Raw genomic sequence first — 21630 nt, 5'->3', positions numbered from 1 at the left:
CACGATTTTTTTGAAGTAGTCGATGGCGTTTAGAGAATGAATACACAACAACTGGCAAAACTGCGTTCTATCGTGCCCGAGATGCGTCGCGTCCGGCACATTCACTTTGTCGGCATCGGTGGTGCTGGCATGGGCGGTATTGCCGAAGTGTTAGCTAACGAAGGCTATCAGATCAGCGGGTCTGACCTGGCGCCAAACCCTGTTACGCAGCAGCTGGCGTCGCTGGGGGCGACTATCTATTTCAATCATCGCCCGGAAAATGTGAGCGATGCGAGCGTGGTTGTAGTGTCCAGCGCGATCTCCGCGGATAACCCGGAAATCGTTGCGGCGCATGAGGCGCGCATTCCGGTGATCCGTCGCGCGGAAATGCTGGCGGAACTGATGCGTTTCCGTCACGGCATTGCGGTGGCCGGTACGCACGGTAAAACCACAACAACAGCGATGGTCTCCAGCATTTATGCGGAAGCGGGTCTCGACCCAACGTTCGTTAACGGTGGTCTGGTGAAAGCCGCTGGCGTGCATGCGCGTCTGGGCCACAGCCGTTATCTGATTGCGGAAGCGGATGAAAGCGACGCGTCGTTCCTGCATTTGCAGCCGATGGTGGCTATCGTCACCAATATCGAAGCTGACCATATGGATACCTACCAGGGCGACTTCGAGAACTTAAAGCAGACCTTTATTAACTTCCTGCACAACCTGCCGTTCTATGGCCGTGCGGTGATGTGCGTGGACGACCCGGTGATCCGCGAGCTGCTGCCGCGCGTCGGGCGTCAAATTACCACCTACGGCTTCAGCGAAGACGCTGATGTACGCGTGGAAGATTATAAGCAGATTGGTGCGCAGGGACATTTCACCCTGGCACGCCAGGATAAAGAGCTCCTGCATGTCACCCTGAACGCGCCGGGACGTCACAATGCCCTGAATGCGGCGGCGGCGGTGGCTGTTGCAACGGAAGAAGGCATTGATGATGAGGCGATCCTGCGCGCGCTGGAAAGCTTCCAGGGAACGGGCCGTCGCTTCGACTTCCTGGGTGAGTTCCCACTGGAGCCAGTAAACGGTAAGCCAGGTTCTGCGATGCTGGTCGATGACTACGGTCACCATCCGACGGAGGTGGACGCAACCATCAAAGCGGCACGCGCGGGTTGGCCGGAAAAGAATCTGGTCATGATCTTCCAGCCGCACCGTTACACACGTACCCGCGATCTGTATGACGATTTTGCCAACGTCCTTTCGCAGGTCGATACCCTGCTGATGCTGGATGTTTATGCCGCGGGTGAAGCGCCGATTCCGGGCGCGGACAGTCGGTCTTTATGTCGTACCATCCGCGGACGCGGTAAAGTGGACCCTATCCTGGTCCCCGACCCGGTGCAGGTAGCTGAAATGCTTGCCCCGGTCCTGACGGGTAACGATCTGATCCTGATTCAGGGTGCGGGAAATATCGGCAAAATCGCCCGTACCTTAGCTGAAATCAAACTGAAGCCGCAAACTCAGGAGGACGAGCGTCATGGCTGATAAGATTGCTGTCCTGTTTGGCGGCACTTCCGCCGAACGCGAGGTTTCTCTGAATTCGGGCGCTGCCGTGCTGGCGGGCCTGCGTGAAGGTGGCGTGGACGCGCATCCGGTTGATCCGAAAGAGGTGGACGTTACGCAGCTGAAAGCGATGGGCTTCGATAAAGCCTTTATCGCGTTGCATGGCCGCGGCGGTGAAGACGGCACGTTGCAGGGGCTGCTGGAGCTGATCGGTATGCCGTACACCGGCAGTGGCGTGATGGCATCCGCTATCTCCATGGATAAACTGCGCAGCAAACTGCTGTGGCAGGGGGCGGGTCTGCCCGTTGCGCCATGGGTTGCACTGACGCGCCGTGAATTTGAATTGGGCTTGTCGGACAGCGTTAATACACGCATTGCGGCACTGGGCTTACCGGTTATTGTGAAGCCTAGCCGTGAAGGGTCGAGCGTGGGAATGTCCAAAGTTGATAAAGCTGTAGATTTGGCTGACGCTTTAGCTCTGGCATTTCAACATGATGAAGAAGTTCTGATTGAAAAATGGCTTAGCGGGCCGGAATTTACCGTCGCGATGCTTGGTGAAGAAATTTTACCGTCAATTCGCATCCAACCCGCCGGAGTCTTCTATGATTATGAGGCGAAGTATCTCTCTGATGAGACGCAATATTTCTGCCCAGCTGGCCTTGAAGCACAACGTGAAGCGGAATTACAGTCTCTGGTGCTTAAAGCCTGGAATGTTTTGGGATGCCGAGGCTGGGGACGAATTGATGTGATGCTTGACGGTGATGGGCAATTTTATCTGCTGGAAGCAAACACGTCTCCGGGTATGACCAGCCATAGCCTTGTGCCGATGGCGGCGCGTCAGGCGGGAATGAGCTTCTCGCAATTAGTCGTACGTATTTTGGACCAGGCGGGCTGATATGTCTCAGGCTGCGTTGAACACGCGCAACCGCGATGACGAAGAAGAATATTCTTCTTCGCGCCGGAGTAATGGAACGCGTCTTGCAGGGATTATCTTCCTGCTCGGGGTGCTGTGCACCGTGTTTATCAGCGGCTGGATGGTGCTGGGCTGGATGGAAGACGCACAGCGGTTGCCGCTGTCGAAGCTGGTAGTGACCGGAGAGCGTCACTACACGCGTAACGATGACATTCGCCAGTCAATTCTGGCGCTGGGGTCGCCTGGCACCTTTATGACGCAGGACGTCAACATTATCCAGAGTCAGATTGAACGTCTGCCGTGGATAAAACAGGCGAGTGTCAGAAAGCAATGGCCTGATGAATTGAAGATTCATCTGGTTGAATATGTGCCGATTGCGCGTTGGAATGATCAGCATATGGTTGACGTAGACGGAAATTCGTTCAGCGTCCCGAGCGATCGTGTCAACAAGCAGAATTTACCGATGTTGTATGGCCCGGAAGGCAGCGAAAACGAAGTATTGCAGGGTTTTCGTGAGATGGGGCAGGTGCTGGCTAAGGATCGCTTTACGTTAAAAGATGCTGCGATGACGGCGCGCCGTTCCTGGCAGCTGACCTTAACGAATGGCATTAAGCTCAATCTTGGCCGCGGCGACACAATGAAACGTCTGGCGCGTTTTGTAGAACTTTACCCGGTTTTACAGCAGCAGGCGCAGACGGATGGCAAACGGATAAGCTACGTTGATTTGCGCTATGACTCAGGCGCAGCAGTCGGTTGGGAGCCGGCTCCGGTCGAGGAACCTAATCAGCAACAAAATCAGGCACAGGTACAGGCAGAACAACAATGATCAAGTCGACGGACAGAAAATTGGTAGTAGGACTGGAGATTGGCACCGCGAAGGTTGCCGCTTTGGTAGGGGAAGTTCTGCCCGACGGTATGGTCAATATCATTGGCGTGGGCAGCTGCCCTTCCCGTGGTATGGATAAAGGTGGGGTAAACGACCTTGAGTCGGTGGTGAAATGCGTTCAGCGCGCCATCGACCAGGCTGAATTGATGGCAGATTGCCAGATTTCCTCTGTCTATCTGGCTCTTTCTGGTAAGCACATCAGCTGCCAGAATGAAATCGGTATGGTGCCGATTTCTGAAGAAGAAGTGACGCAGGAAGACGTTGAGAACGTTGTCCACACGGCGAAATCTGTGCGTGTTCGCGACGAGCACCGTGTGCTGCATGTGATCCCGCAAGAATACGCGATCGACTACCAGGAAGGTATCAAGAATCCGGTCGGTCTGTCGGGCGTACGTATGCAGGCAAAAGTGCACCTGATCACATGTCACAACGATATGGCGAAGAACATTGTAAAAGCCGTTGAACGTTGTGGCCTGAAAGTTGACCAACTAATTTTCGCCGGACTTGCCGCGAGCTATTCCGTGCTGACCGAAGACGAACGTGAACTGGGCGTCTGTGTGGTCGATATTGGTGGTGGTACAATGGACATGGCTGTCTATACCGGCGGTGCGTTGCGCCACACCAAAGTGATCCCGTACGCCGGGAATGTGGTGACCAGCGATATCGCTTACGCCTTTGGTACGCCACCGAGCGATGCAGAGGCGATTAAAGTGCGCCACGGTTGCGCGCTGGGCTCTATCGTCGGCAAAGACGAGAGCGTTGAAGTGCCGAGCGTAGGCGGTCGACCGCCGCGCAGCCTGCAACGCCAGACGCTGGCAGAGGTAATTGAGCCGCGTTATACCGAGCTGCTCAACCTGGTCAACGAAGAGATTTTGCAGTTACAGGAACAGCTTCGCCAGCAGGGTGTGAAACATCATCTCGCAGCGGGGATTGTATTAACCGGCGGGGCAGCGCAAATTGAAGGTCTTGCGGCCTGCGCTCAGCGCGTGTTCCATACGCAGGTGCGTATTGGTGCGCCGCTGAATATCACCGGTTTAACGGATTATGCTCAGGAGCCGTACTATTCAACGGCGGTGGGCCTGCTGCACTACGGGAAAGAATCCCATTTAAGTGGTGAGGCAGAGGTGGAAAAACGCGTCTCGGTGGGGTCGTGGGTCAAACGACTTAACACCTGGTTGCGAAAAGAATTTTAATTTTTTAAGAGACCGGAGAGAATTAGCGGTCTCGGGCGACAGGCACAACGGAGAGAGAGATTATGTTTGAACCTATGGAATTAACCAACGACGCGGTGATTAAAGTCATCGGCGTCGGTGGCGGCGGCGGTAACGCCGTAGAGCACATGGTGCGCGAGCGCATCGAAGGTGTTGAATTCTTCGCGGTGAACACCGATGCGCAGGCGCTGCGTAAAACGGCTGTTGGCCAGACGATTCAGATCGGTGGTGGCATCACCAAAGGTCTGGGAGCAGGGGCTAACCCGGAAGTGGGCCGCAACGCGGCTGAAGAAGATCGTGAAGCGCTGCGCGCTGCACTGGACGGTGCAGACATGGTCTTCATCGCAGCGGGTATGGGCGGCGGTACAGGTACCGGTGCAGCACCCGTTGTGGCGGAAGTCGCTAAAGATTTAGGTATTCTGACCGTTGCTGTCGTGACCAAGCCTTTCAACTTTGAAGGTAAGAAGCGTATGGCTTTCGCGGAGCAGGGTATCACCGAGCTGTCCAAGCACGTGGACTCTCTGATTACCATTCCGAACGACAAGCTGCTGAAAGTGCTGGGTCGCGGTATCTCTCTGCTGGACGCCTTTGGCGCGGCAAACGACGTGCTGAAAGGCGCGGTTCAGGGTATCGCTGAACTGATTACCCGTCCTGGCCTGATGAACGTTGACTTTGCAGACGTTCGCACCGTGATGTCCGAGATGGGCTACGCGATGATGGGCTCTGGCGTGGCGAGCGGTGAAGACCGTGCGGAAGAAGCCGCTGAAATGGCGATCTCTTCTCCACTGCTGGAAGATATCGATCTGTCTGGCGCGCGCGGCGTGCTGGTCAACATTACCGCTGGCTTTGACCTGCGTCTGGATGAGTTCGAAACCGTGGGTAACACCATCCGTGCATTCGCCTCTGACAACGCTACCGTTGTTATCGGTACGTCCCTTGACCCGGAAATGAACGACGAACTGCGTGTGACCGTTGTGGCCACCGGTATCGGTATGGACAAGCGTCCTGAGATCACCCTCGTGACCAACAAACAGACTCAGCAGCCGGTGATGGATCGTTACCAGCAGCACGGTATGTCGCCTCTGACTCAGGAGCAAAAACCGGCTGCGAAAGTGGTGAACGACCCGACTCCACAAACGGCAAAAGAGCCAGATTATCTGGATATCCCGGCGTTCCTGCGTAAGCAAGCTGACTAAGAATTGGCTGGAATTTGGGGATTTGCGCTCTTTGTGCTAAACTGGCCCACCGTTAGTGATATACACTCTCGGTTGGATAGTTAATTTGGCGAGATTATACGATGATCAAACAAAGGACACTTAAACGTATCGTTCAGGCGACGGGTGTCGGTTTACATACCGGCAAGAAAGTCACACTGACGTTACGCCCTGCGCCGGCCAATACCGGGGTCATCTATCGTCGCACCGACTTGAATCCACCGGTAGATTTTCCGGCCGATGCCAAATCTGTGCGTGATACTATGCTCTGTACTTGTCTGGTGAACGAGCATGACGTGCGGATTTCTACCGTAGAGCACCTGAACGCCGCCCTGGCGGGTCTGGGTATCGACAACATTATGGTTGAAGTCGATGCGCCAGAAATCCCGATCATGGACGGGAGTGCTGCTCCGTTCGTTTATTTGTTGCTGGATGCCGGCATCGAAGAACTGAACTGCGCGAAGAAATTTGTTCGCATTAAAGAGACCGTTCGCGTCGAAGATGGCGACAAATGGGCTGAATTCAAACCGTACAATGGTTTCTCGTTGGACTTCACCATCGATTTTAACCATCCTGCGATTGACTCCAGCACCCAGCGCTATGCGATGAACTTCTCTGCGGATGCGTTCATGCGTCAGATCAGCCGAGCACGTACCTTCGGCTTTATGCGTGATATCGAATATCTGCAATCCCGCGGCCTGTGCCTGGGCGGCAGCTTCGATTGTGCCATCGTTGTTGACGATTATCGCGTACTGAACGAAGACGGCCTGCGTTTTGAAGATGAATTTGTCCGTCACAAAATGCTGGACGCGATCGGCGACCTCTTCATGTGTGGTCACAACATCATTGGTGCCTTTACCGCGTTTAAATCCGGTCATGCACTGAACAACAAACTGTTGCAGGCCGTCCTGGCAAAACAGGAAGCCTGGGAATATGTGACCTTCGAAGACGAAGCTGAACTGCCGCTGGCGTTCAAAGCCCCGACTATGGTCCTGGCGTAACGGTTAAAGCCGTTTCGTAAGAAAAGCGACTGGTTCACCTGGTACTCTCTCCGACCAGGGAAGCCAGTCGTTTTTATTTCTGCCCTTTCTGGATTTGTCTCTCTCACCCCTGGCCTGTGTTGGGTGCCAAATAACGGTGTGTTCGCTGCATTAATGACCGTTTTTACCTGCTGCAAGGTGTCATTCCTGCTGTCGTGTATTGGCTTTAGTGGTAATATCTGGGCGCTAAAAAAGAATAAATGAACTCAGCCTGCACTGGCGGGCGAACGTGGTGGAGCAAGTGAGCGGAATACTGACGCGCTGGCGACAATTTGGCAGACGTTACTTCTGGCCGCATCTCTTATTGGGGATGGTCGCGGCGAGTCTCGGCTTGCCTGTGCTCAGCAACAGCGCAGACGCGGCAACCCCAGCACGTTCCACGACGACCAAGCACGATCTCACCACGCGGGTTAACTTCACTAATCTCGCATGGCTTGAAGCCAGCCGTCGTCCCAATTTCTCCGTTGATTACTGGCAGCAACACGCGATTCGCACGGTTATTCGCCATCTGTCGTTCGCGATGGCGCCGCAGACGATGCCTGTTGCTGAAGAAACGCTGCCGGTCCAGGCTCAGCACCTTGCTCTGCTCGATACGCTCAATGCGCTTCTGACGCAGGACAACCAGCCGCCTGTGACCGTGAGTCAGACGGCGCAAACTGCTTTTGTTTCCCCCGCATCCTTCTCTGTTTCGACCTGGATTAGCCAGGTTCACGGCATCCGTGCCGGGCCTCAACGCCTCAGCTAAATTAATCTTTTTCAATACCTTAATTTATCTGCCCGACTGGGGCGTTTGAGATTTTATTATGCTAATCAAATTGTTAACCAAAGTTTTTGGTAGTCGTAACGATCGTACCCTGCGCCGCATGCGCAAAGCTGTGAACGTCATCAACGGTATGGAACCGGCGATGGAGAAGCTCTCTGATGATGAACTGAAAGCAAAAACCGCGGAGTTCCGTGCGCGTCTGGAGAAAGGCGAAACCTTAGAAAGCCTGATCCCGGAAGCCTTTGCCGTAGTACGTGAGGCCAGTAAACGCGTGTTCGGCATGCGTCACTTCGACGTGCAGCTGCTGGGCGGGATGGTGCTCAACGAGCGCTGCATCGCGGAAATGCGTACCGGTGAAGGTAAAACCCTGACTGCAACGCTGCCGGCTTACCTGAATGCGCTGACGGGTAAGGGCGTTCACGTTGTTACCGTCAACGACTATCTGGCGCAACGCGACGCCGAAAATAACCGTCCACTGTTCGAATTCCTCGGCATGACCGTGGGCATTAACATGTCCGGCCTGCCGGCACCTGCGAAGCGTGAAGCGTATAACGCGGACATCACCTACGGCACCAACAACGAATACGGCTTCGACTACCTGCGTGACAACATGGCGTTCAGCCCTGAAGAGCGCGTCCAGCGTAAACTGCACTATGCGCTGGTGGATGAGGTTGACTCCATTCTGATCGATGAAGCGCGTACCCCGCTGATCATCTCCGGCCCGGCCGAAGACAGCTCCGAGATGTACCGTAAAGTCGACAAAATCATTCCACACCTGCTGCGTCAGGAGAAAGAAGACTCCGATACTTTCCAGGGTGAAGGTCACTTCTCCGTGGATGAAAAAGCGCGTCAGGTCAACCTGACCGAACGCGGCCTGGTGAAAATCGAAGAGCTGCTGGTGGCTGAAGGCATTATGGAAGAGGGCGAGTCTCTGTACTCCCCGAGCAACATCATGCTGATGCACCACGTAACGGCTGCACTGCGCGCGCACGCCCTGTTCACCCGCGACGTTGACTATATCGTTAAAGACGGTGAAGTCATCATCGTCGATGAACACACCGGTCGTACCATGCAGGGACGTCGCTGGTCCGATGGTCTGCACCAGGCCGTGGAAGCGAAAGAAGGCGTGGATATTCAGAACGAAAACCAGACGCTGGCCTCTATCACCTTCCAGAACTACTTCCGTCTGTACGAGAAGCTGGCGGGGATGACCGGTACCGCAGATACCGAAGCGTTTGAGTTTAGCTCCATCTATAAGCTGGATACCGTGGTAGTACCAACCAACCGTCCAATGATCCGTAAGGATATGCCGGACCTGGTATACATGACCGAAGCGGAAAAAATCCAGGCGATCATCGAAGATATTCGCGATCGTACCGCGAAGGGCCAGCCGGTTCTGGTGGGGACCATCTCCATCGAGAAATCTGAAGTGGTGTCTAACGAGCTGACCAAGGCGGGCATCAAGCACAACGTGCTGAACGCCAAGTTCCACGCTAAAGAAGCAGATATCGTTGCGCAGGCGGGTTACCCGGCTGCCGTAACCATCGCTACCAACATGGCGGGTCGTGGTACCGATATTATGCTCGGCGGTAGCTGGCAGGCCGAAGTGGCCGAGCTGGAAAACCCAACCCCGGAGCAAATCGCGCAGATCAAAGCCGACTGGCAGGTGCGTCACGACGCGGTGCTGGCATCCGGTGGTCTGCACATCATTGGTACCGAGCGTCATGAATCTCGTCGTATCGATAACCAGCTGCGCGGTCGTGCGGGCCGTCAGGGTGATGCCGGTTCTTCCCGTTTCTATCTGTCTATGGAAGATGCGCTGATGCGTATTTTCGCCTCTGACCGTGTGTCCGGCATGATGCGTAAACTGGGCATGAAACCAGGCGAAGCGATCGAGCACCCGTGGGTTACCAAAGCGATTGCCAACGCCCAGCGTAAAGTAGAAAGCCGCAACTTCGATATTCGTAAGCAGCTGCTGGAATATGATGACGTTGCCAACGACCAGCGTCGTGCGATCTATACCCAGCGTAACGAACTGCTGGACGTGTCCGACGTGAGCGAAACCATCAACAGCATTCGCGAAGATGTGTTCAAAGCCACTATCGACGCGCACATTCCACCGCAGTCTCTGGAAGAGATGTGGGATATCGAAGGCCTGCAGGAACGTCTGAAAAACGACTTCGACCTCGAACTGCCAATCAAAGAGTGGCTGGACAAAGAGCCTGAGCTGCACGAAGAGACCCTGCGCGAGCGTATCTACGAAACCGCGCTGGACGTCTATAAGCGTAAGGAAGAAGTGGTTGGCGCTGAGATGATGCGTCACTTCGAGAAAGGCGTAATGTTGCAGACCCTGGACTCCCTGTGGAAAGAGCACCTGGCGGCAATGGACTACCTGCGTCAGGGTATCCACCTGCGTGGTTATGCGCAGAAAGATCCGAAGCAGGAGTACAAGCGTGAATCCTTCTCCATGTTTGCTGCCATGCTGGAGTCGCTGAAGTATGAAGTCATCAGCACTCTGAGCAAAGTTCAGGTGCGTATGCCGGAAGAAGTGGAAGCGATGGAGCAGCAGCGTCGTGAAGAAGCTGAGCGTCTGGCACAGATGCAGCAGCTGAGCCATCAGACCGATGAGAGCGAAGCCGCAGCGGCAATCGCAGCGCAGACGGGCGATCGTAAAGTCGGTCGTAACGATCCGTGCCCATGCGGTTCCGGCAAAAAATACAAGGCGTGCCACGGCCGCCTGAGCTAAGAACATAACAAACCGAAAAGGCGCAGATATCTGCGCCTTTTTTATGGACGTGACATGATGAAAACACTGCAAATTGCTGTCGGGATCATTCGCAACCCGCAAAATCAGATCTTCATTACCCAACGTGCCGCCGATGCGCATATGGCCAACAAATGGGAATTCCCCGGCGGAAAAATCGAATCAGGTGAAACGCCGGAGCAGGCGCTGGTGCGTGAGCTTCAGGAAGAGGTGGGGATCACCCCGCTTGACGCAACGCTGTTCGATAAGCTGGAGTACCAGTTTCCGGACAGGCACATAACGCTGTGGTTCTGGCTGGTGGAAAACTGGGAAGGTGAGCCATGGGGAAAAGAGGGGCAGCCGGGTAACTGGATTGAGCTTCAGGCCAGCGATGCGGAAAAATTCCCGCCTGCCAATGAGCCTGTGATCCTCCGGCTGGTCGCACAACCGTAGGCCTGCTAAGCGAAGCGCCAGCAGGCTTTAAATGTTACTGCTGGTTTTCGCTCCAGTCATCGCTATCCGAGAGATCGCCTTCGCTCGGAATGCGTTTCTCTTCCGCCGCCCATTCGCCCAGGTCTATAAGTTGACAGCGTTTGCAGCAGAATGGGCGAAATGGACTCACTTCTCCCCAGACGACAGTTTTCCCACAGGTTGGGCAGTTTACGGTGGTTACGTCAGACATCGGCACTCCTTAACAACAGGCCAGTTCAAAATCGAGGCGTTCCGGCACGGTGCCATGCTCACTGTCCAGCGGCATAAAGCGGATCGCGAAACGGCTTTTATGTCCGGAAATTTGCGGGTAAAGCTGCTCGCCAAGAGAGAGATTCAAACGCAGAAGATCGGCGTCGTCGCCGTTATCCTGATAAAAACCGTTGAGACTGGTCTGCTTGCGGAACGGGGCAGAGTTACGCACAAGATCGAGGATCAGGGATAACGTTTGATTCATCGGCTCCAGACTGCCCATCCAGCTGTTTACCTGGCGATCGCGCTGTTCCTGCGGCATGTGCAGCCACATATGCAGCGTTGGAAGGTCAAAGCTACAGCAACCGCCCGGTATGCTCAGACGCTGACGCACCAGCGCAATCAGACGGTCCTCGCGTAAAAATTGTCCAACGCGCGGCGCGGCCATCAGCGTCGCGCTGCTGTTTTTTAGCTGCTGGCGTAAAGCGTCAATTCGACTTTTATCTACGCCCGGTACTTCGGCCCAGGCCTGTAATTTACGCTGCTGGCGCTCCAGCTCTTTCAACAGCTCAGTGCGGACATCGCCGCGTTCAATCACATCCAGCAGATCGCCCACGTTGCGGAAAAAATGCAGCGCGGTGGCGTGATCGTTGACGGGCAGATGTTGTGAAAGTTGTTGAATAAGAAATTCTATGCGTAGCCAGGTACGCATTTTTTCGTTAAGCGGATGCTCAAAAAGGATATGAGTCGACATTATGGTTTTTCCTGTGCAACGGCCTGCGCGGCGAAGGTCAGATACTTCGCGTGCAGACGAGCAACATCCGATGCAATGGCATCTGGTGCGCCGTTATTATCAATAACATCATCCGCAACGGCGAGGCGCGCTTCGCGCGTGGCCTGTGCGGCAAGAATTTGTTCAGCATGCTCGCGTGAAACATGGTCACGCGCCATGGTTCTCTGGATTTGCGTTTCGCGGGAAACGTCAATCACCAGCGTTCTGTCTGCTTTATTTTGAAGCTGATTTTCCACCAGTAACGGGATCACCCACAACACATAGGGCGAACTGGCTGCGGCAATCTGACGCTGAGTTTCCTGGTGGATAATGGGGTGGAGCAGGGCATTAAGCCAGGCTTTTTCCGCCGGATCGGAAAATATGCACTCACGCAGCTGCCGACGATTCAGGGTGCCGTCAGCCTGTATCACACGGCGACCAAAATGCGCTTCGATGGCGTTTAAGGCGGGTGTATTGGGTTCTACCACCTGACGGGCAATGATATCGGCGTCGATAATCGTGACGCCGAGACGAGCAAACGCGTGCGCAACGGTGCTTTTACCACTACCGATGCCGCCGGTTAATGCGACGATATACCCCATTAAATCAGATCCTGGGAATTATTCAGTTTTAAAATCAGTTGCTTAAAATTCAAACTTACAACAGCCAATGTTTAGCTCTCTTTACCCGCTTTTTACCAGGTAAATTTATAGGATTGTAGCGTAAAAAAAGAGAATTTCGCAGTCTTGCGGAGCAGGTATTAGTGCGTATGATAGCGTCACTGGAGTTGTGCTTTTAATATATTTGCCTCTAACCCCAGGAATCCGCACATGCGTATTGAAGAAGATCTGAAGTTAGGTTTCAAAGACGTTCTTATCCGCCCTAAACGCTCTACACTGAAAAGTCGCTCAGACGTTGAACTCGAACGTCAATTCACCTTTAAGCATTCCGGTCAGACGTGGTCTGGCGTGCCGATTATCGCGGCCAATATGGACACCGTCGGGACCTTCGAGATGGCGACCGCGCTGGCGCAATTCGACATCCTTACTGCGGTACATAAACACTACAGCCCTGAGGAGTGGAATGCGTTTGTCGCCTCAGCCTCGGCTGACGTGGTGAAGCATGTGATGGTCTCGACCGGTACGTCTGATGCAGATTTCGAGAAAACCAAACAGATCCTGAACGCCAATCCGGCGCTGAATTTTGTCTGCATTGACGTGGCAAATGGTTATTCCGAGCATTTCGTCCAGTTCGTCAGCAAGGCGCGTGAAGCCTGGCCAACCAAAACCATCATCGCGGGCAACGTGGTGACCGGTGAAATGTGTGAAGAGCTGATCCTCTCCGGGGCCGACATTGTGAAAGTGGGCATTGGCCCGGGCTCCGTTTGCACCACGCGCGTGAAAACCGGTGTGGGTTATCCGCAGCTGTCTGCGGTAATTGAATGCGCTGACGCCGCGCACGGTCTGGGCGGCCAGATCATCAGCGACGGTGGCTGCACCATGCCAGGCGATGTGGCGAAAGCCTTCGGCGGCGGCGCGGACTTCGTGATGCTCGGCGGCATGCTGGCCGGCCACGAAGAGAGCGGCGGTACCGTGGTGGAAGAGAATGGTGAGAAATTCATGCTGTTCTACGGAATGAGCTCTGAATCTGCGATGACCCGTCACGTGGGTGGTGTCGCGAAATACCGTGCGGCGGAAGGTAAAACCGTGAAGCTGCCACTGCGCGGCCCGGTCGAAAACACGGCGCGCGATATCCTCGGCGGTCTGCGTTCTGCCTGCACCTACGTGGGGGCTTCCCGCCTGAAAGAGCTGACTAAACGCACGACGTTTATCCGCGTTCAGGAGCAGGAAAACCGCGTATTTAATAGCCTCTGACGGCTACGGCTGGCGCGCGTCCGTGCGCCAGCATTACCCCGCGCTCATTGCATCCCCCAGATGGAAAATTGGCAGATACATCGCCACCACCAGCGTGCCAATAATCAGACCTGTCACGACCAGTAGCAAAGGCTCAAGAAGCGCCGCCAGATTGTCTGCCTGCTGAAATGTCTGTTCCGTATGATGGCGGGCCAGATTCATCAGCATCACATCCAGTGAACCCGACACTTCTCCGGTGCGAATGAGCTGAATACACAGTGGTGTAAAAACAGAGGCCTTCTGGAAGGAGGACCACACGGGCATCCCCTGTTCGATATCGCTGCGTATCTCACGGAGTTTCTCCTGCCAATAGCCACTCTCAACGGTCTCCTCCACACTCTCCACTCCTTGTAAAAAAGCAATTCCAGCCTGCTGGGTTAATGACAGCACGGTAAAAATTTGCCCCAGTTTTTGCCCACGCATCAGCGTGCCCATCACCGGTACATGTAACAGGACGTACTGCCAGCGCGGATGCCGCCGCAGCTTACAGGCGATGACAACCATTGCCACGAGCAGGGCCAAAAGGGTGAGCATATGCGCCTGAACCAGGGCCGCCAGCCCCATGACTGCCTGCGTGAGCAAAGGGAGCGGGGTGTTGAACGTTTTGTAGATTGCAGCAAACTCAGGCAACACCAGCGTGACCATCGCCAGCACCACGAAAACGGCCAGCGTCAGGATGATCAGCGGATAGCGCAGCGCTTTCTTCACCTTTGCACTGAGCTGCTGCTGGGATTTTTGCTGCAGCGCAAGCTGACGGCAGCAGGCTTCGAGCTTACCCGTCAGCTCACCCGTCTTCACCATCGAGACATAAAGGGGGCTAAACACCTCTGGCCATTTCTTCATGGCCTCTGACAGGGCGCAACCTTCGCTCAGGTCATCAGCAAGACTGTGCAGCAGCGCCTGCCAGTGCTTCAAAGGATGCTGTTCCGCCAGCATGTGCAGGCTTTGGGACAGCGTGAGTCCGGCCTGTAGCAGCGTGGCGAGCTGGCGAAAAATATCGTAGCAGTGTTGCACCTGCCATCGGTGTCGCTGCTGGCAGCGTTTTAGCGCCAGCGGGTGCAGTTGTTTAAGCACCAGAGCCGTGTAAGCTGCGTTACGGTCGATGGCCCAGAGGGTGCCGGTTTGCACCTCCCCCTCGGTGGTCAGGGCACGCCAGCGCCAGAGCGAATTAGCAGCCATCGGGCATTCCCAGGACGCGCAACAGCTCTTCGAGCGTGGTCAGCCCTTGCTCTACGGCCATGCAGCCGTGCTCAAACAAAGAGGTCATTCCCGCCTGACGTGCGCTGGACCCAATCACCTCCGTGCTTGCTCCGCTGGCGATGGCCTGCCGCAGCGTGTCGTCGATGACGAGCACTTCAAAAATGGCTACGCGACCATAAAAACCGTGGTAGCAGCGCTCGCAACCGGTGGGTTGCCAGCGAGGAAGCGGCCGGGGCCACAGCGTGCGAGGTAATTCGGTGTGGCGGCTGGCTTCCTGTCGGCAGTACGGGCATAAACGACGCACCAGCCGCTGGGCAATCACCATCGAGAGCGCCGAAGAGATCATCCAGCGCGCGACGCCCATCTGTTGCAGCCGTACCAGCGTTTCAGTCGTCGAATTAGTATGGAGGGTGGACAGCACCAGATGCCCGGTTTGCGCCGCCTTAATGGCAATTTCTGCCGTTTCGCCGTCACGAATTTCACCCACCATAATGATGTCAGGATCCTGCCTGAGCAGGGCACGCAGCACGCTCTGGAAGGTCAGCCCCGCGCGCGGATTAATCTGCGTCTGGTTTAAGCCTGCAAGCGGGATTTCAACGGGATCTTCCACGCTGCAAATATTAACGTCAGGGGTATTTCGCGCCTGTAACGCGCTGTACAGCGTCACCGTTTTCCCGCTACCGGTCGGGCCGGTGACCAGAATCAACCCCTGAGGGCTGTTAAGCGCCCCGGCAAAACGGGCCTGCTGGTCTGCACTCATCCCCAGCAGTTCAAGCTCCAGTGCCTGCTGCACCTGGTGAAGCAGACGAAGCACGATTTTTTCTCCACCGCTACAGGGAAGGGTTGCGATACGAAAAGAGACGGGGACGCTTGCCAGCTCCACCGTAAACTGACCGTCCTGCGGCAGGCGGCGCTCCGCAATATCCAGTTGGCCCAGCACCTTCAGGCGTGCGGCAAGCGTCGTACCGAGGGCGGCGGAAACCGGCGGTTGCGGGTAGAGAACACCGTCGATTCGCAAACGGATCTGGTAGCCGTGCTCCGTCGGTTCAATATGGATGTCAGAAGCCCGCTGGTTCACTGCCTGCTGCAACGTTGTACTGAGCACGTCAGCGGCTGAGTTTGGCACTATTCCCGGTAGGTGTGATGATGAGAGGGACTGAAGCCGTTTCTCCATCCGTTCAGCCGTCCAGCACTCAATATCAATACGTTTCTGCGTGGCGAAGCGTAACGCTTCCATCAGCTCAGAGGCAGGATTACCCACCACCGCAATGCTGATCATCTCGGTGTCGCTTGCGAGTAGCAGTGCGTGATGGCGCTGACAGAGCGTCATAAGCTGTTCGGTGTTCATTGTCCACTCCTGTCAGTTGTTGTCGAAGCGGAAAACATCTTCACAGGCTTGTCTGAGCGCCGTGTCGGACGCAATGTTGCAGGCGCGCGTCCAGCCCGTCATACCGTTACCGTCGCTCCAGATCGGTGTCATGAGCACTTCAAGTCCGTTAAGGCTTTCCTGCCCTGTTAACGATACGACCCCCTTCGCCACGCTCATCGCTGAAACGTAACGCGTGGTAGTCGGGGAGGGGATGCCATTGGTTCCTGCGTCGCAGCGATCCACACCACCACGATCCAGGGCGCAAAGCTCAATAGCGGTGCGGTAGGGAATGAACGTTTGCAGCATATCGGTGAGCGCTGCTTTTCGCAGGTAGTTCTGATAAGCCGGGATGCCAATCGCGCTCAGGATGGCAATAATGCCAATGACCACCATTAGCTCAATCAGGGTAAATCCTTGTTGTCTGTTCATATCTGCTCCTTACGTTAAGTGGCGCTACTGTGGCAGTACCGGCGCGCAGAAACGAGGGGCAAAAGCGCGAACGTGAAAGGGCTTTCAGGGAAATGATTCAGTGTTGCAGAGAAGGACAGCGTAATTGCGAGCGGTTTCGTATTTCCCCTCTCCGGGCGGAGAGGGGAAGATCAGTTATTTGAAGCGCATCGAGAGGTCCAGGGCACGTACGTGCTTGGTCAGGGCTCCCACGGAGATATAATCGACGCCGGTTTTAGCAAATTCGCGGAGGGTGTCGAACGTCACGTTGCCGGACACCTCAAGCTGCGCCTGGCCGTTTGTGCGTTTGACCGCTTCACGCATCTGCTCCGTGTCGAAGTTATCGAGCATGATGATGTCAGCCCCCGCTTTAATGGCCTCGTCCAGCTCATCCAGCGTTTCCACTTCCACCTCAACCGGCACATCCGGATGCAGCCAGAAGGCTTTTTCCACGGCCTGACGTACCGAGCCAGAGGCAATAATGTGGTTCTCTTTGATCAGGAAGGCATCGGATAGCCCCAGACGATGGTTGGCGCCACCGCCGCAGAGCACGGCGTATTTTAGCGCGGTGCGCAGGCCCGGCAGGGTTTTACGGGTATCCAGCAGCTGCGTGCGGGTGCCTGCCAGCAGGTCAACGTAGCGGCGTACTTCACTGGCAACGCCAGAGAGCGTTTGCACAAAATTGAGCGCGGTGCGTTCACCGGTCAGCAAGACGCGGGACGGGCCGTCCAGCTCGAACAGTGGCTGATTTGCCGTGACCGCATCACCGTCCTCAACGTGCCATGTTACCTGCACCTCGTCGCCCGCCAGCTGGGTAAAGACCTCCTCAACCCAGCGTTTGCCGCAGAAAACCCCCGCTTCGCGGGTGATGACTACCGCGTGCGACCGTGTCTCTTTTGGCAACAATTGGGCGGTAATATCGTTATCGGCGCTGACGTCACCGCCGAGGTCTTCTCTCAGGGCATGGGCAACGCTTGCCGGGATATCACTATTAATACGTTCCAGAAGCGCGTCACGTCGGTGGTCGGGGTTATAGCGGCGAGGCGGCATGATAAAACTCCAAATTGGTAACGAATCATAATATTGAAACATGCTACTCTGAACCGAGTAACAGCACCATAGATAAGGAGTTCCAGCATGTTGTTAGAAAACGGATGGCTGGTGGACGCGCGACATGTACCGTCGCCGCACCACGATTGCCGCCCGGAGGATGAAAAGCCCACACTGCTGGTGGTTCACAACATAAGTCTCCCGCCAGGTGAGTTTGGCGGTCCGTGGATCGACGCGTTATTCACAGGAACGATAGATCCCGATGCTCATCCTTACTTTGCTGAGATTGCGCATTTGCGCGTATCGGCGCACTGCCTGATCCGCCGTGATGGCGAAGTGGTTCAGTATGTTCCTTTTGATAAGCGAGCCTGGCATGCCGGCGTGTCGATGTATCAGGGGCGCGAGCGGTGCAATGATTTCTCCATTGGAATTGAACTGGAAGGAACGGACACCACGCCTTACACCGATGCGCAATATCAGAAACTGGTTGCTGTGACGCAAACTTTAGTGGGGCTTTATCCCGCCATTGAAGACAACATTACGGGGCACAGCGACATCGCCCCCGAAAGAAAAACCGACCCCGGCCCGGCGTTTGACTGGTCCCGGTTTCACGCCATGCTTACCACGTCGTCAGATAAGGAGATAACATGACGTTGTTTACCATGCTGCTGGTTATGATCGCCGAACGCCTGTTTAAGCTCGGCGAGCACTGGCATCTGGATCATCGGCTGGAAGTGTTATTCCGCCGGATCAGGCATTTTTCCATGCTACGCACGCTGCTTATGACGGCAGGTGTGATGGTGATTACGTTCCTGTTGCTACGCTCACTTTACGGCCTCTTTTTCAACGTGCCGCTGCTGGTGGTATGGATACTGCTGGGCGTGTTGTGTATTGGCGCGGGCAAGGTGCGTTTGCACTATCACGCGTATCTGAAAGCTGCTTCCCGGGATGATGTCCACGCGCGCGGCGCGATGGCGAGCGAGCTGACGATGATCCACGGCGTACCGCCGGACTGCGATGAACGCGAATTTCTGCGCGAGCTACAAAACGCGCTGCTGTGGATTAACTTCCGTTACTACCTGGCGCCGCTGTTCTGGTTTGTGGTGGGCGGTCCATGGGGACCGGTACTGCTGATGGGCTATGCTTTTCTGCGCGCCTGGCAGACCTGGCTTGCCCGCTACCTTACGCCGCATGAACGTCTCCAGTCCGGCATTGATGCCATTCTGCACGTGCTCGACTGGCTTCCGGTGCGACTGGTCGGCGTGGTCTATGCCCTCATCGGTCACGGTGAAAAGGCGTTGCCAGCGTGGTTTGCCTCCCTTGCAGACCGCCATACCGCGCAGTATCAGGTCTTAACCCGACTGGCTCAATTCTCGCTGGCTCGCGAGCCGCACACGAACAAAGTCGAAACGCCTAAAGCTGCCGTCTCGATGGCGAAAAAAACGTCGTTTGTGGTGGTGGTGATTGTGGCGTTGCTGACGATTTACGGCACGCTGGTCTGACCCAGCGCGCCGAAGCCGTTACAGCGTATCCGCAGGCGGGATGCCGAAATCAGGCATCCCGTTGTCGTCCCAGCGGACGAGCTTCAGGCGAGTGTGGCGATTCGGATCGTAAAGCGGATCGCCTTCAATTTCAGTGTAGTTTCGCGCGTGGTAGACCAGCACATCGTCGCCTTCCGGCGTCTGCGTAAAGCTGTTATGGCCTGGTCCATACTGACGGTTTTCGTAGCTGGTGACGAACACCGGGCGCGGGGATTTATGCCAGTTAGCCGGGTTTTGCGGAGCGGCATCTACGTCTATCCACAGTAATCCCATGCAGTAATTCTCGTCGGTGGCGCTGGCGGAATAGCTGATAAATAGCTTATCGCCATGGAACAGCACCGCCGGGCCTTCGTTGACCCAGAATCCGCGGCACTCCCAGTCATATTCCGGTTTACTGAGCATCACCGGCTCGCCTTTCAGCGTCCACGGATTTTCCATTTCACACAGGTAAAGATTGGAGTTACCGGAAATGTCCGGGGCTTTTTGCGCCCACAGATACCAGCGTTTGCCCTGATGCACAAAGGTAGTGGCATCCAGCGCGAAGGTGTCAAACGGGGTTTTGATTTGCCCTTTTTCCACCCACGTACCGGTGAGCGGATCGCGATCTGCGCATTCAATGGCGAACATGCGATGCTGGAACATCCCGAGTTCGTCGAGCGCCTGGGTATGTGTGGCGGCAAAGTAGATGTACCACTTGCCGTCGATATGATGCAGTTCCGGTGCCCAGATCAGCTGGCTCATCGGGCCGGTGTCGGGCTTGCGCCAGACAACTACCTCTTCGGCATTGCCTAAATCTTCCAGCGAGTCCGCGCGGCGGATCGCCAGCCGGTCATACTCCGGCACGGAGGCGATAAAGTAATATTGTCCTTCGTGGCGCAGGATATACGGGTCGGCGCGTTGTTCAATAAACGGGTTTGGCCAGGTTTGCATTCGGCTTTCCTTATTTAGTCTCAGCGGCTTTAAATTCCTGATAGTCGCTCAGTTCACGATAGTTGGTGCGACGCTTCTCCAGATCGGACTGGATTTGCTTCATGGTCTCACGGTCCACTTTCAGCAGACGTACAACGCCCGCGGTAATTAAATATCCAATGCCAGGGATGACGGTAAAGAGCAGCACAATGCCGTTGATGGCATCCGCGCTCTGCGCTTTTGCGCCCGCGTCATAACCGTACCAGGAGAGCAGGAAGCCAACCATCGCCCCGGCAATCGCCAGACCCAGCTTCAGGAAGAAGATGTTGCCGGAGAAGCTTATCCCGGTGATACGTTTCCCGGTTTTCCATTCACCGTAGTCGTCCACGTCGGCCATCAGTGACCAGTGCAGAGGGGATGGGATCTGGTGCAGGATATTCAGCAGGACGTAAAGCACAACAATGGTTGTCGTCGCTTTCGGGTCGAAGAAGTAGAAGGCGCAGGAGAAAATCGCCAGCGCGATGTTGGTCCAGAAGAAGACCTTCAGCTTGCACCAGCGGTCGGTCAGCACTTTCGCCAGCATACTGCCGAACATCATGCCGACAACGCCCAGGCTGATAAACAGCGTGGCGAAATGGGTGCTTTGCCCCATTACCCAGGTGACGTAATACATGGTGGCCGCCATGCGGATAAAGCCCGGGCAGACGTTGCAGAGCGTCAGAAGCAGAATGCGCACCCACTGGTCATTCTTCCACACATCCTTCAGGTCGTTTTTCAGTTCGTCGTGGGTTTGTACAGCCGGGCGAACGCGCTCGCGCACCGTGGCGAAGCAGAACAGGAACATGCAGGTACCAATCAGCGCCAGCACGGTCATCGCCATCTGGTAGCCTTTGGCTTTGTTATCCCCACCGAACCAGTCAGCCATTGGCAGGAGCGTAAGCGACAGCAGCAGCGTGGCGATACCGACCATAACAAAACGATAGGACTGGCAGGCTACGCGCTCTTTTGGGTCGTTGGTGATCACGCCACCGAGCGAGCAGTACGGAATGTTGATGGCGGTATAGGTCAGCGACAGCAGGAAGTAGGTGACAAATGCATAGATAACTTTGCTGTTATAGCTCCACTCTGGGGTGGTGAACATCAGGATGCTGAACAGCGCATAGGGGAAGGCAATCCACAGTAGCCATGGACGAAATCGGCCATATTTGCTGCGGGTACGGTCGGCAATCGCGCCCATGATTGGGTCCGTTACGGCGTCAATCACGCGAACGGACAGCAGCAGTACCCCAACCAGCGCAGGCGCCAGACCAAAAATATCCGTATAAAAATAGTTAACAAATAACATGATGGCGCCAAAGATAATGTTGCATCCGGCGTCACCCATGCCATAGCCGATCTTTTCTTTTACTGACAGTTTGTTGTTATCCATCGACAGATCTCCGGGTTTC

Annotated in this window: 21 protein-coding genes; 12 read left to right on the top strand and 9 right to left on the bottom strand. The window is 55.4% G+C overall.

From position 1 onward, the window contains the following. Positions 1 to 36: 36 nt before the first annotated feature. The 9 genes from murC (at position 37) to mutT (ending at position 10753) form a co-directional block, all read left to right on the top strand. Positions 37 to 1512, top strand: a complete 1476-nt coding sequence (murC, locus tag AC4OVS_RS18565; protein ID WP_022647046.1) for a UDP-N-acetylmuramate--L-alanine ligase — start codon at positions 37 to 39, stop codon at positions 1510 to 1512. Continuing rightward, complete coding sequence (locus AC4OVS_RS18560; protein WP_023330111.1) at positions 1505 to 2425, top strand: D-alanine--D-alanine ligase; 921 nt, start codon at positions 1505 to 1507, stop codon at positions 2423 to 2425. The genes murC and AC4OVS_RS18560 overlap by 8 nt, the downstream gene beginning before the upstream one ends. Before the next feature lies 1 nt (position 2426). Continuing rightward, positions 2427 to 3269 (top strand): cell division protein FtsQ, encoded by an 843-nt coding sequence (gene ftsQ, locus AC4OVS_RS18555; protein WP_003856342.1) that lies wholly within the window; start codon positions 2427 to 2429, stop codon positions 3267 to 3269. Beyond that, positions 3266 to 4522 carry a cell division protein FtsA gene (ftsA, locus tag AC4OVS_RS18550; protein WP_003856340.1) on the top strand — a complete coding sequence of 419 codons (1257 nt, stop codon included), beginning with the start codon at positions 3266 to 3268 and terminating at the stop codon, positions 4520 to 4522. The genes ftsQ and ftsA overlap by 4 nt, the downstream gene beginning before the upstream one ends. A gap of 62 nt (positions 4523 to 4584) precedes the next feature. Further along, positions 4585 to 5736, top strand: coding sequence for a cell division protein FtsZ (gene ftsZ / locus AC4OVS_RS18545; protein ID WP_022647048.1), 1152 nt, complete (start codon positions 4585 to 4587; stop codon positions 5734 to 5736). Positions 5737 to 5837: 101 nt separating this feature from the next. Further along, positions 5838 to 6755, top strand: coding sequence for a UDP-3-O-acyl-N-acetylglucosamine deacetylase (gene lpxC / locus AC4OVS_RS18540; protein WP_003856337.1), 918 nt, complete (start codon positions 5838 to 5840; stop codon positions 6753 to 6755). A gap of 280 nt (positions 6756 to 7035) precedes the next feature. Further along, positions 7036 to 7539: a secA translation cis-regulator SecM gene (secM, locus tag AC4OVS_RS18535; RefSeq protein WP_032677334.1), complete on the top strand. Its 504-nt coding sequence runs from the start codon at positions 7036 to 7038 to the stop codon at positions 7537 to 7539. Positions 7540 to 7597: 58 nt separating this feature from the next. Beyond that, positions 7598 to 10303, top strand: a complete 2706-nt coding sequence (gene secA, locus AC4OVS_RS18530) for a preprotein translocase subunit SecA (protein ID WP_022647050.1) — start codon at positions 7598 to 7600, stop codon at positions 10301 to 10303. 57 nt (positions 10304 to 10360) lie between these two features. After that, a complete protein-coding gene (mutT, locus tag AC4OVS_RS18525) occupies positions 10361 to 10753 on the top strand; it encodes an 8-oxo-dGTP diphosphatase MutT (protein ID WP_032621758.1) in 393 nt (130 codons plus the stop codon). A gap of 34 nt (positions 10754 to 10787) precedes the next feature. Here the strand turns inward: mutT and yacG are convergent, their stop codons facing one another. The 3 genes from yacG to coaE are packed head-to-tail and all read right to left on the bottom strand — an operon-like array spanning position 10788 to position 12355. Then, a complete protein-coding gene (gene yacG / locus AC4OVS_RS18520) occupies positions 10788 to 10982 on the bottom strand; it encodes a DNA gyrase inhibitor YacG (protein ID WP_003856332.1) in 195 nt (64 codons plus the stop codon). A 9-nt stretch (positions 10983 to 10991) separates the two neighbouring features. Continuing rightward, positions 10992 to 11735 (bottom strand): cell division protein ZapD, encoded by a 744-nt coding sequence (gene zapD / locus AC4OVS_RS18515; RefSeq protein ID WP_022647052.1) that lies wholly within the window; start codon positions 11733 to 11735, stop codon positions 10992 to 10994. Further along, a complete protein-coding gene (gene coaE, locus AC4OVS_RS18510; protein WP_180243537.1) occupies positions 11735 to 12355 on the bottom strand; it encodes a dephospho-CoA kinase in 621 nt (206 codons plus the stop codon). The genes zapD and coaE overlap by 1 nt, the downstream gene beginning before the upstream one ends. A 228-nt stretch (positions 12356 to 12583) precedes the next feature. On the opposite strand from coaE, the gene AC4OVS_RS18505 reads away from it, so the two are divergent. Next, a complete protein-coding gene (locus AC4OVS_RS18505) occupies positions 12584 to 13627 on the top strand; it encodes a GMP reductase (RefSeq protein ID WP_022647054.1) in 1044 nt (347 codons plus the stop codon). 33 nt (positions 13628 to 13660) lie between these two features. Here the strand turns inward: AC4OVS_RS18505 and hofC are convergent, their stop codons facing one another. From hofC to nadC, 4 genes are all read right to left on the bottom strand, one after another. After that, positions 13661 to 14845 carry a protein transport protein HofC gene (gene hofC / locus AC4OVS_RS18500; protein ID WP_063135787.1) on the bottom strand — a complete coding sequence of 395 codons (1185 nt, stop codon included), beginning with the start codon at positions 14843 to 14845 and terminating at the stop codon, positions 13661 to 13663. Next, positions 14835 to 16214, bottom strand: coding sequence for a type II secretion system protein GspE (gene gspE, locus AC4OVS_RS18495; protein ID WP_022647056.1), 1380 nt, complete (start codon positions 16212 to 16214; stop codon positions 14835 to 14837). Before gspE ends, hofC begins: the two co-directional genes overlap by 11 nt. 12 nt (positions 16215 to 16226) lie before the next feature. Continuing rightward, on the bottom strand, positions 16227 to 16664 hold the full coding sequence (gene ppdD, locus AC4OVS_RS18490) for a prepilin peptidase-dependent pilin (protein WP_023299332.1): 438 nt from the start codon (positions 16662 to 16664) through the stop codon (positions 16227 to 16229). Positions 16665 to 16838: 174 nt separating this feature from the next. Next, on the bottom strand, positions 16839 to 17732 hold the full coding sequence (gene nadC, locus AC4OVS_RS18485; protein ID WP_232927570.1) for a carboxylating nicotinate-nucleotide diphosphorylase: 894 nt from the start codon (positions 17730 to 17732) through the stop codon (positions 16839 to 16841). A gap of 87 nt (positions 17733 to 17819) precedes the next feature. On the opposite strand from nadC, the gene ampD reads away from it, so the two are divergent. Then, positions 17820 to 18383, top strand: coding sequence for a 1,6-anhydro-N-acetylmuramyl-L-alanine amidase AmpD (gene ampD, locus AC4OVS_RS18480; protein WP_063841250.1), 564 nt, complete (start codon positions 17820 to 17822; stop codon positions 18381 to 18383). After that, positions 18380 to 19234 carry a beta-lactamase regulator AmpE gene (ampE, locus tag AC4OVS_RS18475; protein WP_023299333.1) on the top strand — a complete coding sequence of 285 codons (855 nt, stop codon included), beginning with the start codon at positions 18380 to 18382 and terminating at the stop codon, positions 19232 to 19234. The genes ampD and ampE overlap by 4 nt, the downstream gene beginning before the upstream one ends. Before the next feature lie 18 nt (positions 19235 to 19252). On the opposite strand, the gene AC4OVS_RS18470 is transcribed toward ampE, so the two are convergent. Continuing rightward, positions 19253 to 20203: a glycoside hydrolase family 43 protein gene (locus tag AC4OVS_RS18470; RefSeq protein ID WP_063841249.1), complete on the bottom strand. Its 951-nt coding sequence runs from the start codon at positions 20201 to 20203 to the stop codon at positions 19253 to 19255. 10 nt (positions 20204 to 20213) lie between these two features. Further along, on the bottom strand, positions 20214 to 21611 hold the full coding sequence (locus tag AC4OVS_RS18465) for a glycoside-pentoside-hexuronide (GPH):cation symporter (protein ID WP_022647062.1): 1398 nt from the start codon (positions 21609 to 21611) through the stop codon (positions 20214 to 20216). Positions 21612 to 21630: the final 19 nt, after the last annotated feature.

The organism is Enterobacter sp. 4974935 (genome assembly GCF_058661735.1).
Note: the sequence above shows the minus strand (reverse complement) of the source record. Positions and strands in the feature narration are given on the sequence as shown.